General features: G+C 63.3%; 11 protein-coding genes. 10 read left to right on the forward strand and 1 reads right to left on the reverse strand.

Features of this window, described 5'->3' with window-relative positions; genetic code table 11:
- Positions 1-235: 235 nt before the first annotated feature.
- The 4 genes from nagZ (at position 236) to AC5WNI_RS04340 (ending at position 4,364) form a co-directional block, all read left to right on the forward strand.
- Positions 236-1,378 carry a beta-N-acetylhexosaminidase gene (gene nagZ, locus AC5WNI_RS04325; RefSeq protein WP_495928790.1) on the forward strand — a complete coding sequence of 381 codons (1,143 nt, stop codon included), beginning with the start codon at positions 236-238 and terminating at the stop codon, positions 1,376-1,378.
- A gap of 51 nt (positions 1,379-1,429) precedes the next feature.
- The gene (locus tag AC5WNI_RS04330) at positions 1,430-2,776 is read left to right on the forward strand and encodes a mechanosensitive ion channel family protein (protein WP_495928792.1); all 1,347 of its coding nucleotides are present in this window, start codon (positions 1,430-1,432) and stop codon (positions 2,774-2,776) included.
- Positions 2,757-3,338 carry a hypoxanthine-guanine phosphoribosyltransferase gene (locus AC5WNI_RS04335; protein WP_043331927.1) on the forward strand — a complete coding sequence of 194 codons (582 nt, stop codon included), beginning with the start codon at positions 2,757-2,759 and terminating at the stop codon, positions 3,336-3,338. Before AC5WNI_RS04330 ends, AC5WNI_RS04335 begins: the two co-directional genes overlap by 20 nt.
- Positions 3,339-3,626: 288 nt before the next feature.
- Entirely contained in the window at positions 3,627-4,364 is a 738-nt protein-coding gene (locus AC5WNI_RS04340; protein WP_495928795.1) for an S-methyl-5'-thioinosine phosphorylase, read from the forward strand.
- Between the two features lie 192 nt (positions 4,365-4,556).
- Here AC5WNI_RS04340 and mfd read toward each other — a convergent pair whose 3' ends face one another.
- On the reverse strand, positions 4,557-8,084 hold the full coding sequence (gene mfd / locus AC5WNI_RS04345; protein ID WP_495928797.1) for a transcription-repair coupling factor: 3,528 nt from the start codon (positions 8,082-8,084) through the stop codon (positions 4,557-4,559).
- Positions 8,085-8,678: 594 nt separating this feature from the next.
- Between mfd and AC5WNI_RS04350 the strand changes: the two genes are divergently transcribed.
- The 6 genes from AC5WNI_RS04350 to nqrE all read left to right on the forward strand — a co-directional run bounded on the left by AC5WNI_RS04350 (position 8,679) and on the right by nqrE (position 15,127).
- A complete protein-coding gene (locus tag AC5WNI_RS04350) occupies positions 8,679-10,127 on the forward strand; it encodes a glyceraldehyde-3-phosphate dehydrogenase (protein WP_043331922.1) in 1,449 nt (482 codons plus the stop codon).
- A gap of 341 nt (positions 10,128-10,468) precedes the next feature.
- Positions 10,469-11,818: a Na(+)-translocating NADH-quinone reductase subunit A gene (locus AC5WNI_RS04355; RefSeq protein ID WP_495928799.1), complete on the forward strand. Its 1,350-nt coding sequence runs from the start codon at positions 10,469-10,471 to the stop codon at positions 11,816-11,818.
- Positions 11,818-13,050, forward strand: a complete 1,233-nt coding sequence (locus AC5WNI_RS04360; protein ID WP_495928801.1) for an NADH:ubiquinone reductase (Na(+)-transporting) subunit B — start codon at positions 11,818-11,820, stop codon at positions 13,048-13,050. The genes AC5WNI_RS04355 and AC5WNI_RS04360 overlap by 1 nt, the downstream gene beginning before the upstream one ends.
- A gap of 1 nt (position 13,051) precedes the next feature.
- Positions 13,052-13,834: a Na(+)-translocating NADH-quinone reductase subunit C gene (locus AC5WNI_RS04365; RefSeq protein ID WP_175088221.1), complete on the forward strand. Its 783-nt coding sequence runs from the start codon at positions 13,052-13,054 to the stop codon at positions 13,832-13,834.
- Between the two features lie 2 nt (positions 13,835-13,836).
- The gene (locus AC5WNI_RS04370) at positions 13,837-14,505 is read left to right on the forward strand and encodes an NADH:ubiquinone reductase (Na(+)-transporting) subunit D (RefSeq protein WP_043331917.1); all 669 of its coding nucleotides are present in this window, start codon (positions 13,837-13,839) and stop codon (positions 14,503-14,505) included.
- A 1-nt stretch (position 14,506) separates the two neighbouring features.
- Positions 14,507-15,127 carry an NADH:ubiquinone reductase (Na(+)-transporting) subunit E gene (nqrE, locus tag AC5WNI_RS04375; RefSeq protein WP_043331916.1) on the forward strand — a complete coding sequence of 207 codons (621 nt, stop codon included), beginning with the start codon at positions 14,507-14,509 and terminating at the stop codon, positions 15,125-15,127.
- Positions 15,128-15,141 lie beyond the last annotated feature (14 nt).

The raw sequence follows: 15,141 nt of genomic DNA on the forward strand, positions 1-15,141 counted from the left end.
CCCTCCATGAGCTGCCGCCGGAACCTGGGTGACAGCCCCTTGCCGGGGCGCAGCTGGCCGCGACTGTTCGATAGGGGTTCAGTCGGCTAGAATTGCGCCTTTCCTCGCGCTGGCAGCCTGATTCATCGTGTTTCTTCCAGGCTGCCGAGCCCCGTAAAAGACATGAAGTCCCGGCGGTCGTGAATCCTCTCTTCACGGGATATCACTGCCGCAGGCCATGGACAGGAAGGATGACATGACACAGCCACTGGGCTCCGTAATGGTCGATGTTGCGGGGCTGACCCTCGCCCGCGACGAACGTGAACTGCTGGCACGCCCTGCCGTCGGGGGCGTCATCCTGTTTGCGCGCAACTGTGCCTCTCCCGAGCAGGTACTGGAGCTGAGCCGCGAGATTCGCAGCGTCAATCCCCACCTGCTGATCGCCATCGATCAGGAAGGCGGGCGCGTCCAGCGCCTGCGCGAGGGCGTGACACGCCTGCCGTCGATGCGCAGCCTGGCGCAATGCTGTCTCGGGCGTGACTGTGATGGCTGCGGCGAAGACGCCCAGGCCGCAGGCCTGGGTCTGGCACGCGATGCCGGCTGGCTGCTGGGCATGGAAATGGCAGCCATCGGCTGTGATATCACCTTTGCGCCGGTACTGGATATCGATGTGGCGGGCTCGACCATCATTGGCGATCGCAGCTTCGGCGCCACGCCGGAAGACGTCATCGCGGTGGGCGGTGCCTTCATCGACGGGCTGCAGGAGGCGGGCATGTCCGCCGTCGGCAAGCACTACCCGGGGCATGGTGGCATCTCGGCAGATACCCACCTGGAGCGCGTGGTCGACCCGCGTCCGTTCCGCGAGCTGCGCGAGCATGATCTCAAGCCCTTCGCGGCCCTCGCCGAGCGCCTGGGCGGCGTGATGCCGGCGCATGTGGTCTATCCGGATTTCGATGCACGTCCCGCGGGCTTCTCGCCCAGCTGGTTGGGCCTGCTGCGCGAAGAGTTCGGCTTCAAGGGCGCCATCTTCTCCGATGATCTCGGCATGGCGGCGGCCGTCGCGGAAGGCAGCCCGGCAGAGCGTGCGCGCCTGGCGCTGGACGCTGGCTGCGACATGGCGCTGGTCTGCAATGACCCCGCCGCCGCGCGCGAAGTGCTCGACAGCCTCGATGATGATGAGCAGCGCCACCGAGGCAAGCGCCAGGCGCGACTGCGCTATGCACGGGCTCGCCCGACGCTTGATGGTCTGGTGGGGCTGTCACGCTGGCGGCGCACCCACGCGCGGCTCGAATCGATGGCGGCCAGTCAGGCATCACAGCAGGTCGCCATGCCTTCGGGCACGCTAGGCAGCACCGAGGCGTCTGATGCACGGTCGGCCTCTGAGTCCGGTAACGCGTAATAATCAGGCACGCGGTGCCTTTTTCGAGTCGAAGACTGGCAAGGAATTCCCATGGCTGAGCAATCCGCCACCGAGGCTGCTGCCGACAAACTGGCAGCGCCTGCCGAAGAGATGATCAATCAATGGGTCGAGCCGCTGCGGCAATGGGTCGAGCAGACCTTTGGCCTGCCGCTGTGGGGCATCAATCTCGCTCTGCTGCTGCTGGCGGTGCTGTTGCTGCACCTCATCGAGCGAGTGGTGCTCACCCGTCTGGCGGCGCATGCCGAGAAGAGTCGCAACCTGTGGGATGACGCCCTGGTACATGGCCTGCGTCATCCCTTGTCATTCTGGCTCTACAGCATGGGGGGGTTGCTGGCGCTCGGCATCATCGCCGGCCAGTTCAGCCTCGGCGAGGCCGAGAATTACCTGGGCACGGCGCGCCAGATCGTGACCCTGCTGGCGCTGGCCTGGGCGTTGATCCGCATGGTCAAGCGCTTCGAGGCGCTGCGCACCATGCCGCCGCCCGGCACCAACGTCAACGCGATGGATGCCACCACGGCCTCGGCGATCAGCAAGCTGCTGCGTGCGGTCGTGGTCGTGCTGGTGGGGCTGGCCATCCTGCAGAATCTCGGCGTCTCGCTGTCCGGGGTGCTGGCCTTCGGCGGTGTCGGCGGTATCGCGGTCGGCTTTGCGGCGCGGGATCTGCTGGCCAACTTCTTCGGCGCCCTGATGATCCATCTCGACCGGCCCTTCAAGGTCGGCGACTGGATCCGATCACCGGACCGCGAGATCGAGGGCACCGTCGAGGATATCGGTTGGCGCCTGACGCGCATCCGCACCTTCGACATGCGGCCCCTCTACGTGCCGAACGCCATCTTCACCAGCATCTCGGTGGAGAATCCGTCACGCATGTACAATCGCCGCATCTTCGAGACCGTGGGGCTGCGCTATGAGGATGCCGCCCAGATCGGCCCCATCGTTGCCGCGGTACGCGAGATGCTGGAAGGCCATGACGAGATCGACCAGACGCGCACCCAGATCGTGAACTTCACCACCTACGGTGAGCACTCGCTGAATTTCTTCGTCTATGTCTTCACGCGCACCACCGACTGGGTGAAGTACCACGCGATCAAGCAGGATGTCCTGCTCAAGGTGCACGACATCATCCGTGAGCATGATGCCCAGGTGGCGCTGCCTGGCCAGCGTCTGCATTTTGCCGATGTGCTGTCCTTCGAAGGGCACAACCATGAACACGACGCCGAGGCAGAGCATGCCGCGGCGTCATCAGACACGCAGACGCGCGGGTCCCGCCGCCGTTCTGATTCAACCGCCGCTGCTACATCCTCCTCTGCGCCCGTCCGGCGTGGAGATGAGGCCAGTGACACCCAGGAAACTCCCGATGCTGACTCCGACGCCTGAGACCCTCACCGCCCTGCATGACGAAATGCGTGAGGTGATGGACAATGCCGATTGCCTGATCCCGCAAGCTGACCTTGAAGTGGCACTCGACCGCATGGCCGTTGAGCTGACGGAACGCCTCGGCGATCGCATGCCGATCTTCTATTGCGTGATGAACGGCGGGCTGATCACCGCCGGCCAGCTGTTGACCCGCCTCGACTTCCCGCTGGAAGTCGATTATCTGCACGCCACTCGCTACCGTGGCGCGATGCGCGGCGGCGAGCTGTTCTGGCGCGTCAACCCGGAGCTGCCGATGGCCGGTCGCGACGTGGTGATCGTCGATGACATTCTCGATGAAGGCGGCACCCTGGCCGCGATCCTCGAGTATTGCCGTGAAGCCGGTGCGCGCAGCGTGTCCAGCTGTGTGCTGGTCGACAAGAAGCATGACCGCAAGGCCTACCCGGGCTTCAAGGCCGACTTCTGTGGCCTCGACGTCGAAGACCGCTTCCTGTTCGGCTTCGGCATGGACTACAAGGGCTACTGGCGTAACGCGCCGGGCATCTATGCGCCCAAGGGGCTGTAGCCCAGGGGCTGTAAGCCAAGTGTCTGTGACATGAGTCGCCGGATGGCAGTCGCCATCGCCTGCTGTCATCGCCATCACTTGCACTAGGCATCGTCACCGCTGGCACTCTTCACCACCCGCCCGGGCAACCGCGGCGGGTGGTGTCGTTTCCGGGGCCTTTTCTGTTCTCCTGGTGCAGAGCATGACGATTGTGCTTGTCGTTGTCGGTCGGCTCGGAGTAGCGTTCGCTGAGGGTCGGAGTGTCCGGTCCCGGGAGATTCCTGCACACGGGTGACAAGGAGGCGGGCGATGCTGGCGGTGATCGGTGGCACGGGGTTCGGTAGTTGGTCAGACATGGAAGTGCTAAAGCGCGGCGGGCAGGAAACGCCTCTCGGGGCGGCATCCTGTGGCGTCGTGGAAGGGTGTCTGAATGGGCAATCGCTGCTGTTTCTGGCGCGTCATGGTCAACCACACAAGGTGCCGCCGCACCGCATCAACTATCGCGCCAATTTATGGGCGCTCAAGCAGGCGGGTGCGACCCACGTGGTGGGGGTCAACTGTGTGTCCGGCATCGACCCGACGCTGGCCCCGGGCACGCTGGTGGTGCCGGACCAGTTGATCGATTACACCACCGGCCGTGAGGGGTCGTTCTTCGATGGGCGTTTCAAGCCGTTCCAGCATGTGTCGTTCGCCTGGCCGTACCACCGGGTCTGGCGTGAGGAGCTGCATGCGGCGGCGGCCGATGCGGGCCTGCCTCTCACGGCCGGCGGGGTGCTGGGCGTGGTGCAGGGGCCGCGGCTGGAAACGGCCGCCGAGATCCGCCTGATGGCCCGTGATGGCAATACCCTGGTCGGCATGACGGGCATGCCCGAGGCCGTGCTGGCACGCGAGCTCGAGATGGAATACGCCAGCCTGTGTCTGGTGATCAGCCATGCCGCGGGCGTCGGTGAAGAGGAGCCGACCCGTGCGGGCACGGAATCCGTGATCGTGGCCGGCATGCCGAGGGTGCAGTGCTTGCTGGCAGCGCTGTTGGCGCGCCGTGCCTGAGCTATTTGACCTCAGGAGGAGCGTGGGGGATGCGGTGGTTCAGGTAGGGGAGTGAAGAGGGTTTAGAGCAGGTAGTGGGTATGCTTGCACGAAATAACGGCCTGCATTCGCGATGCAGGCCGTTTTCATTTTTCGTTCAAGCTCTAGCTCACGCTCACGTGCATGCCCAGGCGCCTGACAGCGCAGGGCGCGTCAGGCCGCCTTGGTCTTGGCGTTGAGCAGGTCCAGCAAGGTCTCGCAGAAGCTGAAGCGCTTCTCGGCGTCATCCATGTCGGTGGCGAAGCGCAGCGTGTCGGCGCCTTCCAGCTTGTAGACGTCTGACTGGCGCTGGATCAGGTTGACCAGTGTCAGCGGATCGACCGGCGTCTGGGCGCCGAAGATGATGCGACCACGCCCGGCGCCAGCTTCCAGCTTGATGATGCCCAGCGCCTGGGCGCGCTGGCGCAGCTGGGTCTGGCGGAACAGGGTCTTGACCGGTTCCGGCAGCAGGCCGAAGCGGTCGATCATCTCGACCTGCAGCTCGCGCAGGTCGCTTGCGTTCTCGGCGTTGCTGATGCGCTTGTACATCATCAGGCGCTGCTGGACGTCGTGCAGATAATCGGCCGGAATCAGTGCCGGCAGGTTAAGGCTGACCTCGACGCCTTCATCCAGTGGCGACTCGATATTGGGCGTCTTGCCCGCCTTGATGGCCTTCACGGCGCGATCCAGCATCTCCATGTACAGCGAGTAGCCGATGGTTTCCATCTGCCCGGACTGCTCGTCACCCAACAGCTCACCCGCGCCGCGGATCTCCATGTCATGGGAGGCCAGCGTGAAGCCGGCACCGAGGTCCTGGGATTCGCTGATCGCCTCCAGACGCTTGACCGCATCGCGGGTCATCGCCTTGGGATGCGGGGTCAGCAGGTAGGCATAGGCCTGGTGATGCGAGCGCCCGACCCGGCCGCGCAGCTGGTGCAGCTGGGCCAGGCCGAACTTGTCGGCGCGCTCGATGATGATGGTGTTGGCGCTCGGAATGTCGATGCCGGTCTCGATGATGGTCGAGCACACCAGCACGTTGAAGCGTTTGTGATAGAAGTCCGACATGCGCCGCTCCAGGCTGCGCTCCGGCAGCTGGCCGTGGGCGACGCCGACATTGGCCTCAGGCACCAGCTCCGCGATGCGGGCGGCGCTCTCCTCGATGGTCTTGACCTCATTGTGCAGCACGTAGACCTGCCCGCCGCGCAACAGCTCACGCAGGATGGCTTCCTTTACCACACCGTCGTTGCGCTGCTGGACGAAGGTCTTCACCGACAGGCGGCGCGCCGGTGGCGTGGCGATGATGGACAGGTCGCGAATGCCGCTCATCGCCATGTTCAGCGTGCGTGGTATCGGCGTGGCGGTCAGGGTCAGGATGTCGACCTCGGCGCGCAGGCTCTTGAGGCGTTCCTTCTGGGAGACGCCGAAGCGGTGCTCCTCATCGATGATCAGCAGCCCCATGTTGGGCAGTTCCAGCGACTTGGAAAGCAGCTTGTGGGTGCCGATCACGATATCGGTCTGGCCGCCCTTGATGCGCTCGAGAGAGGTTTCCTGGCCCTTGCCGCTGGTGAAGCGCGACAGCAGGGAGATCTCCACCGCGGTGTCGGCGAAGCGATCGCGGAAGTTGTCGTAGTGCTGCTGGGCGAGCAGAGTGGTGGGCACCAGCACCACTACCTGACGGCCGGAGTTGACGGCCAGGAAGGCGGCACGCATCGCGACCTCGGTCTTGCCGAAGCCGACATCGCCACATACCACGCGGTCCATCGGCTGGGGTGCGCACATGTCCTGGATCACCGCGCCGATGGTCTGTGCCTGGTCCGGGGTTTCCTCAAAGGGGAAGCTGGCCGCGAAGCGTGCGTAGTCCTCGGCGGGGAAGTCGCAGGCATGGCCGACACGCGCCTCGCGGCGTGCATAGACGTCCAGCAGCTCGGCGGCGGTATCGCGAATCTTCTCGGCCGCCTTGCGCTTGGCCTTCTCCCACTGCTCGGAGCCCAGCTTGTGCAGCGGCGCCAGCTCGTCACTGGCGCCGGAATAGCGCGAGATCAGATGCAGGCTGTCCACCGGCACGTAGAGCTTGGCGCCATCGGCGTATTCGAGCGCGAGGAACTCGGCCTCCTGACCACCGGCGTTGATGGTTTCCAGTCCCAGATAGCGGCCGACGCCATGGGTGTGGTGAACCACCGGTGCGCCTTCACGCAGCTCCGAGAGGTGGCGCACGGCCAGCTCGTTGTCATCGGTGGCGCGCGCCTGGCGGCGGCTCTGTCGTACCACTTCGCCGTAGAGCTCGGTCTCGGTGATGACCACCAGCCCCTTGTGGCTGTCGGTATCATCGCTAGACAGGGCATCTTCTGTCTGCGCACTGGCCACCCAGGTGCCATGCGTCAGGCCACCGACGGTCAGGCCGACGGCGGCTGGACTGTCCACGAAGTGCTCGAAACTTGCGAAGTCATCCAGGCTACGCAGCCCGAAGCCACGCAGCAGCGGGGTGAGCTGCTCCTCGACGACTTCGCGGCGACCCTGGGTCTCGGCGACGAACAGCACGCGCTGGGCATGTCTGCCGTTCAGGCGTTGCTTCAGGAAGCTGGCCAGGGCCTGAGTCGGGTCGGCGCTGCGCGCATCGATGGCCAGGCTCGGCAGTGTCTGGTGACCGAATTCGATGGCGTGGGCATTGGGCTCGCGTACCAGCTCGATGCGTTCGTGCTGCTTGATCTGGCCCAGCAGCTCATTGACCGGCACGAAGGCCCGGTGCGGTGGCAGCAGCGGGCGTGTCGGATCGACGCCCAGATTGGCGTAGCGGGTGGTGATGGCGTCCCAGTGGCTCTCGGCCGCCTCGCGTACCCCGGGCAGCATGGCGATGCGCAGTTCATCGCCCATGTGATCGAACAGCGTCGCGGTCTCGTCGAAGAACAGTGGCAGATACTGCTCGAGCCCCGGCGAGGGGATGCCCTTGATGGCGTCGTTGTAGAGAATGCACTGGCGAGGGTCGACATCGAACAGCGTCTCGAAGCCCTCGCGGAAGCAGGCAATGGCGCCACGCGTCAGCGGGTATTCATGCGCGGGCAGAATCTCGATCGCCTCGACCTTGTTGCCACTGCGCTGGGTGTCAGGGTCGAAGGCCCGCAGGGTGTCGATCTCGTCATCGAACAGATCGATGCGCAGTGGTTGCTCGCTGCCCATGGGGAACAGGTCGATCAGCGCGCCGCGCAATGCATATTCGCCTGGCTCATAGACCGTCTCCACTGCACGATACCCGGCCCGCGACAGGCGTGAGCGGAAGTCTTCGCGATTGAGGATGTCGCCCTTGGCGAGACTGAAAACCTGGCCTGCGATGTAATCCACCGGCGCGAGGCGCTGCATCAGCGTGTTGACCGGCACCGGCACGATGGCGCGACGGCTGGTCTGCAGGGTGCGCAGGGTACGCAGCCGCTCCGAGACGATGTCCTGATGTGGCGAGAAGCTGTCGTAGGGCAGCGTTTCCCAATCGGGGAAGGGCAGCAGGCGCTCGGGGTGGCGCGTATAGAAGCGCAGGTCGGCTTCCAGGCGCTGGGCGCTGGCAGTGTCCGGTGTGATGACCATCAGCGGCGCTTCATCGGCATCGGCCAGGCGCGCCAGCGCCAGCGCCGCGGCGCTGGGGTCATTGAGCATCCAGAAGGTGGTTTCGCGGCGCGAGCGCGGCAACGGGGGCGTCAGCGGGGTCTCGAACATGGGCTCTGGTGTCTTGTGTCCTGGGCTTGGGCGCAACGCCTTGTGGCGTTCACGGCACGGGATGACGTCACGGGCAGGGCCCGAGTGAATAAGGTGCTGGGTCAGTCGCTCACGGTGAGCGGCCCACGCAGGCAGATGACGCTGAGCGACTCATGGACGCAAGGTAGTCTCTCGAGTGCATGGCACACCGGTGAGCACACGGCGCGCACATGAGTGCACGACACGCTCAAGAGAGCGACAAGGCAGGCGCGATGCCTCGGCTTGCAGGCGAGCTTCACCGCAAGCTGTCGCAGCGCAAGGCGCTGAAGCGTCATTCCTCGCCATGAAAGGAGTCGCGCTTGATCATAGCAAGTCAGTCGCTACATGGGGGCAAGTGATCCTCTTTTCAGCACCGTTGACACCGATGGCCGAGCGCGGGATGGGGGAGGGCTTTTGTAGTCAAATCGTTGATTCTGTAGCACTACTACCCTGCGTGCGACCATCCTTTCATTGTGGTGCATAGCCGCGTTACGCATACTCAGCTGGCCTTGTCCGGCGTCGCCAGACGATCGGTGACGACCATCATTATTTGCCCGCACGTGAGAGGATGCACCCGTGAGCCAAGAGAATCTCGAAGCCTGTTTCAAGCAGTGGCAGGACAATGAAGCCCTCGCGGAGCAGATGATCCCGCTACTGGGAGATCTCTACCGCCGCTTCAATGTCGTGCCCTCCATCTACGGGCGTTCGCTGATCAATCGTTCGATGGTGCGCATCCTCAAGAACCACCGTTGGGTCCGCAAGGCCGAAGGCGTCGAGCTGTCAGTGGAAGACACCTTCCCGCTGGTGCGTGCGATGATCGAGCTCAACCTGGGCCCGGCCCACGTCGATATCGGCAAGCTGGCCGTCGCTTTCAAGCGCTCTGACGAGACGGACATCACCGCCTTCCTCAAGCGTGAGCTGGCCGACATCGTCGGTGGCTATGTCGAGGGCGGCATGGGCGGCGATCCGAAGGATGTCGTCCTGTATGGCTTCGGGCGCATCGGTCGTCTGTTGGCGCGCATCATGATCGAGAAGGCCGGCGGCGGTAACCTGCTGCGTCTGCGTGCCATCGTGGTGCGTGGCAGCAAGGATGATCTGGAAAAGCGGGCCAGCCTGCTGCGTCGCGACTCGGTGCACGGTCCTTTCGAGGGCAGCATCACCGTCGATGAGGAAAACTCGGCGCTGATCGTCAACGGCAACTACATCAAGATCATCTACGCCAATTCGCCCACCGAGATCGATTACACCGCGCACGGCATCGACAACGCCATCGTGGTCGACAACACCGGCAAGTGGCGCGATGAAGCTGGCCTGGGGCAGCACCTGGAGTGCAAGGGCGTGGCCAAGGTGCTGCTGACGGCACCGGGCAAGGGCGATCTGAAGAACATCGTCTACGGCGTCAACCATACCGACATCAGCGATGATGACCGCATCATCTCCGCGGCTTCCTGTACCACCAACGCCATCGTGCCGGTGCTGAAGGTGCTGCACGACGAGTACGGCGTCAGCCAGGGCCACGTCGAGACGGTGCACTCCTACACCAACGACCAGAACCTGATCGACAACTTCCACAGTGGTGATCGTCGTGGCCGTGCCGCGGCGCTCAACATGGTGTTGACCGAGACCGGTGCCGCCAAGGCCGTCGCCAAGGCGCTGCCGGAACTTTCCGGCAAGTTGACCGGCAACGCGATCCGCGTGCCGACGCCCAATGTCTCGATGGCGATCCTCAACCTGACGCTGAACACCGCAAGCGACGCCGAGCGCATGAACGACTTCCTGCGCACCGCCTCGCTGCATTCCTCGCTGCAGAAGCAGATCGACTACGTCGATTCCTGTGAAGTGGTGTCGTCGGACTTCGTCGGCAACCGCCATTCCGGCATCGTCGACGGCCAGGCAACCATCGTCACCGACAAGCAGGCCGTCGTGTACGTGTGGTACGACAACGAGTTCGGTTACAGCTGTCAGGTGGTGCGTATTCTGCAGCACATGTCCAACGTGCGTTTCAGCTACTTTCCGACGCGCTGAGTCAATGCGCCGCGTCTGTGGCGTGACTGACGGAAAATTGAAATAAATACCTGCTGTTACAACGCCCCCGCCCTCACTGATGGCGGGGGCGTTGGCGCTTTTGGCGTGTGCTCCACTTTAGTGTCGTATGGTCTTTCCGGCCTCGCATCTTTATAATGAGCCGGATTTTTTTGGGCCGGTCCAATCTCTGGGCTACACCTCCAACCGTCTGATAAGAAAAGCATTCACATTGCCTGATACGCGAAAATCGCGAGGTTGCCTGGTCAATTATCGGCCTCGAGGCGTATCTACGATGGGTGATCTTTCCTGAACAACATCAGATCCGACAATTGGGCGAGTCTATGATCGAAGTCAAACGTGGCCTGGATCTCCCCATCGCCGGGGCGCCGGAGCAGCGTATCGAGGATGCGCAGCCCGTTCGTCGCGTAGCGATCCTGGGTGTTGACTACGTCGGCATGAAGCCGACGATGGAAGTCCGCGAAGGGGACAAGGTGAAGCAGGGGCAACTCCTGTTCACCGACAAGAAGACCCCGGGCGTCCGTTACACCGCGCCTGCTGCCGGCACTGTGGTCGAGATCAATCGTGGCGAGAAGCGCAAGCTTCTGTCCGTGGTCATCGAGATCGACGCGCAGGGCGAAACTGTGGAATTCACTGCACATGGCGACGCCGCCATTGCAGGTCTCGAACGTCAGGTCGTGGTCGACCAGCTGGTCGAGTCCGGCCTGTGGACGGCGCTGCGTACCCGCCCGTTCTCGCGCGTGCCGGCACTGGATGCCAAGCCGGCAGCCATCTTCGTCACCGCCATCGATACCCATCCGCTGTCCGCGGATCCGGCCGTGGTGCTCAAGGGCCAGGAAGCCGCTTTCCGTCAGGGCCTCGTCGCACTGACGCGTCTGACCGAAGGCAAGGTGTTCCTGTGCCAGGCACCGGGTGCTGATATTCCGGGTGGCGACGTTTCCGGTGTGGTCAGCGAGTCCTTCAAGGGCCCGCACCCGGCAGGCCTGCCGGGCACGCACATCCACCACCTCGCACCGGTCAGCCTGCAACGTCAGGTCTGGCATGTCGGTTATCAGGATGTGGTCGCCATCGGTACGCTGCTGGCGGAAGGTCGCCTGGACACCACACGCGTCATCGCCGTCGGTGGCCCGCGTGCCACCAAGCCGCGTCTGCTGCGCACCCGTCTGGGCGCCAGCACCGAAGAGCTGCTCAAGGGCGAAGTCGAACAGCCGGAAGACACGCGTGTCATCTCCGGTTCGGTGTTCTCCGGCCTGACCTGCGAAGGGGCGCTGCGTTTCGTCAGCCGCTACCACAATCAGGTGAGCCTGCTCGAGGAAGGCAACAAGCGTGCCTTCATGGGCTGGCTGTCGATGGGCGCCAAGCGTCACTCGGTGCTGGGTATCTACCTGTCGAAGCTGACCGGTCTGACCGATTACCGCCCGAACACCTCCACCAACGGCTCCGAGCGTGCCATGGTGCCGGTGGGCGCGTACGAGGCGGTCATGCCGCTGGACATTCTGCCGACGCAGCTGCTGCGTTCGCTGATCGTGGGTGATATCGAGACCGGCATGCAGCTCGGCTGCCTGGAGCTTGATGAAGAGGACCTCGCGCTGTGCACCTACGTGTGCCCGGGCAAGTACGAGTACGGTCCCATCCTGCGTGACAACCTCACCACGATCGAGAAAGAGGTCTGATGATGGGCATTCGACAGACTCTGGATAACCTGGAGCCGCACTTCCACAAAGGTGGCAAGTACGAGAAGTTCTACGCGCTCTACGAAGCCGTGGACACCATTTTCTATGCGCCGGCGAGCGTCACGCGCAGCACCACCCACGTGCGCGATGGCATCGACCTGAAGCGCATCATGATCACGGTCTGGATGTGTACCTTCCCGGCCATGTTCTTCGGCATGTACAACGCCGGTCTGCAGGCCAACGAGGCCATCGCTGGCGGGTACAGCGCGCTGGGCGGCTGGCGTGAAGCCATCGTCATGCTGCTGGCGGGCAGCCACGATGCCGGCAGCGTATGGGCCAACTTCATCCTTGGCGCCACCTACTTCCTGCCCATCTATCTGGTGACCTTCGCGGTCGGCGGGTTCTGGGAAGTGCTGTTCGCGATGCGTCGCGGCCACGAGGTCAACGAAGGCTTCTTCGTCACCTCGGTGCTGTTCGCCCTGACACTGCCGGCGACCATTCCGCTGTGGCAGGTCGCGCTCGGTATCACCTTCGGTGTGGTGATCGGCAAGGAAGTCTTCGGTGGTACCGGCAAGAACTTCCTCAACCCGGCACTGTCCGGTCGTGCCTTCCTGTACTTCGCCTACCCGGCCAGCATTTCCGGCGACGCGGTATGGGTACCGGCAGACGGCTTCACCGGTGCTACCGCGCTCTCCACTGCCGCGCAGGACGGCATGGGTGCCCTGATGCAGCAGATGAGCTGGACCGACGCCTTCCTCGGCTTCATTCCGGGCTCGGTGGGTGAGGTCTCCACACTGGCGATCTTCCTCGGTGCTGCAGTGCTGCTGTGGACGCGCATCGCCTCGTGGCGAATCATGCTGGGCGTCCTGCTGGGCATGATCGCGACCTCGGCGCTGTTCAATGCCATTGGCAGCGACACCAATGCCATGTTCGAGATGCCGTGGTACTGGCACATGGTCATCGGCGGCTTCGCCTTCGGTATGGTCTTCATGGCCACCGACCCGGTTTCCGCGTCCATGACCAACAAGGGCAAGCTGGTATTCGGTGCACTGATCGGCGTGATGACCGTGCTGATCCGTGTCGCCAACCCGGCCTTCCCGGAGGGCATCATGCTGGCGATCCTGTTCGCCAACCTGTTCGCTCCGCTGATCGACCACTTCGTCGTGCAGGCCAACATCAAGCGCCGCTTCAAGCGCGAGACTGCCGGCATCGCGAACGAGGAGACCGTCTGACATGGCCAGCAACAACTCCATCAAGAAAACCCTCGGCGTCGCGCTCGGGCTGTGCATCGTCTGCTCGGTGGTGGTTTCCACCGCAGCGGTCGTGCTGCGCCCGATGCAGATGACCAATGCCGAGCTGGACCGCAAGAGCAACATCCTCGCGGTCGCCGAGCTGCTGCAACCGGGTGAGGACATCGGTCAGCAGTTCCGTGACAAGGTCACCGCCAAGGTGGTGGACCTGGATACCGGTGAATACGTCGACGACATCGACCCGGAGAAGTACGACCAGGCCAAGATGTCCAAGGACCCGGCCACCTCACGCACCCTGTCCGGTGACGAAGACCTGCCGGGCATCAAGCGTCGTGAGCAGTACTCCGTGGTCTATCTGGTCGGCGATGTCGAGCAGCCGGACGAGATCATCGTTCCGGTGCGCGGCAACGGCCTGTGGTCAATGATGTACGGCTATCTGGCACTGAAGGGTGACGGCAACACCGTGGTCGGTCTCTCCTTCTACCAGCAGGGCGAAACTCCGGGGCTTGGCGGCGAAGTCGACAATCCGAAGTGGAAGGCCCAGTGGGATGGCAAGAAGATCTATCCCGAAGGCAGCATGGACCCGGAAGTGCACCTGAAGAAGGGCGGCGTGAATCCGTCTTCTCCGGATGCCAAGTACCAGGTCGATGCGCTGTCAGGGGCTACCCTGACCAGTAACGGCGTGACCAACCTGTTGCAGTTCTGGATGGGTGAGAATGGCTTCGCCAAGTACCTGACCCAGTTCCGTGACGTCAAAGGAGCGTAATGATGGCAGCCGAAACTCCTAAAGGTGTCCTGACGACGCCGATCTTCAAGAACAATCCCATCGCGCTGCAGATCCTTGGTATCTGCTCCGCGCTGGCGGTGACCAACTCGATGAACACCGCCCTGATCATGGGTATCGCGGTGTGCCTGGTGACAGCGTTCTCCAGCATGTTCATCTCGTTGATCCGCAATCACATCCCGTCGTCCATCCGTATCATCGTGCAGATGACGATCATTGCCTCGCTGGTCATCGTGGTCGACCAGTCGCTGAAGGCCTTCGCCTTCGAGACGTCCAAGCAGCTGTCGGTCTTCGTCGGCCTGATCATCACCAACTGCATCGTGATGGGTCGCGCTGAAGCCTACGCCATGCAGAATGGCCCGACGATGAGCTTCATCGACGGTATCGGCAACGGTCTCGGCTACACCGTGATCCTGCTGGTGGTCGGCTTCGTGCGTGAGCTGTTCGGTTCCGGCTCCCTGTTCGGCGTGACCATCCTGCAGACCGTCAACGACGGTGGCTGGTACATCCCGAACGGCCTGATGCTGCTGCCGCCGTCCGCGTTCTTCGTCATCGGTCTGTTCATCTGGGTGCTGCGCAGCATCTACCCGGAGCAGGTCGAGAAGGCGGAGTACAAGATTACCGCCAACACCAAGATCAAGGAGGCTGTGTAACATGTTCGAACACTATCTGAGCCTGTTCATCAAGGCCGTGTTCGTCGAGAACATGGCACTGGCCTTCTTCCTGGGCATGTGTACCTTCCTGGCGGTGTCCAAGAAGATCCAGTCCGCGATCGGTCTGGGCGTGGCCGTCATCGTCGTGCTGGCGGTGACCGTTCCGGTCAACAACCTGATCCTGAACTACCTGCTGCGTGAAGGCGCGCTGACCTGGACGGGTCTGGAAGGGGCGGAGAGCATCGACCTGTCCTTCCTGGGCTACCTGTCCTACATCGGTGTCATCGCGGCGATCGTCCAGATCCTCGAGATGTTCCTCGACAAGTTCGTGCCGGCGCTCTACAACGCGCTGGGCGTGTTCCTGCCGTTGATCACGGTCAACTGCGCAATCCTCGGTGCGGCCCTGTTCATGGTACAGCGTGACTACACCTTCGGTGAGTCCGTCATCTATGGCGTGGGTGCCGGCTTCGGTTGGGCACTGGCCATCGCTGCACTGGCCGGTATTCGCGAGAAGCTCAAGTACTCTGACGTGCCGGCTGGCCTGCAGGGCCTGGGCATCACCTTCATCACCGTTGGCCTGATGTCACTGGGCTTCATGTCCTTCTCCGGCGTCCAGCTGTAACGCAACCGAGCATA

This window comes from Cobetia sp. PDI-12MA (assembly GCF_059507695.1).

Bases quoted from the DNA above. Each gene is read 5' to 3' on its own strand.
- nagZ (WP_495928790.1), top strand. From the start codon at position 236: ATGACACAGCCACTGGGCTCCGTAATGGTCGATGTTGCGGGGCTGACC.
- AC5WNI_RS04330 (WP_495928792.1), top strand. From the start codon at position 1,430: ATGGCTGAGCAATCCGCCACCGAGGCTGCTGCCGACAAACTGGCAGCG.
- AC5WNI_RS04335 (WP_043331927.1), top strand. From the start codon at position 2,757: ATGCTGACTCCGACGCCTGAGACCCTCACCGCCCTGCATGACGAAATG.
- AC5WNI_RS04340 (WP_495928795.1), top strand. From the start codon at position 3,627: ATGCTGGCGGTGATCGGTGGCACGGGGTTCGGTAGTTGGTCAGACATG.
- mfd (WP_495928797.1), bottom strand. From the start codon at position 8,084: ATGTTCGAGACCCCGCTGACGCCCCCGTTGCCGCGCTCGCGCCGCGAA.
- AC5WNI_RS04355 (WP_495928799.1), top strand. From the start codon at position 10,469: ATGATCGAAGTCAAACGTGGCCTGGATCTCCCCATCGCCGGGGCGCCG.
- AC5WNI_RS04360 (WP_495928801.1), top strand. From the start codon at position 11,818: ATGATGGGCATTCGACAGACTCTGGATAACCTGGAGCCGCACTTCCAC.
- AC5WNI_RS04365 (WP_175088221.1), top strand. From the start codon at position 13,052: ATGGCCAGCAACAACTCCATCAAGAAAACCCTCGGCGTCGCGCTCGGG.
- AC5WNI_RS04370 (WP_043331917.1), top strand. From the start codon at position 13,837: ATGGCAGCCGAAACTCCTAAAGGTGTCCTGACGACGCCGATCTTCAAG.
- nqrE (WP_043331916.1), top strand. From the start codon at position 14,507: ATGTTCGAACACTATCTGAGCCTGTTCATCAAGGCCGTGTTCGTCGAG.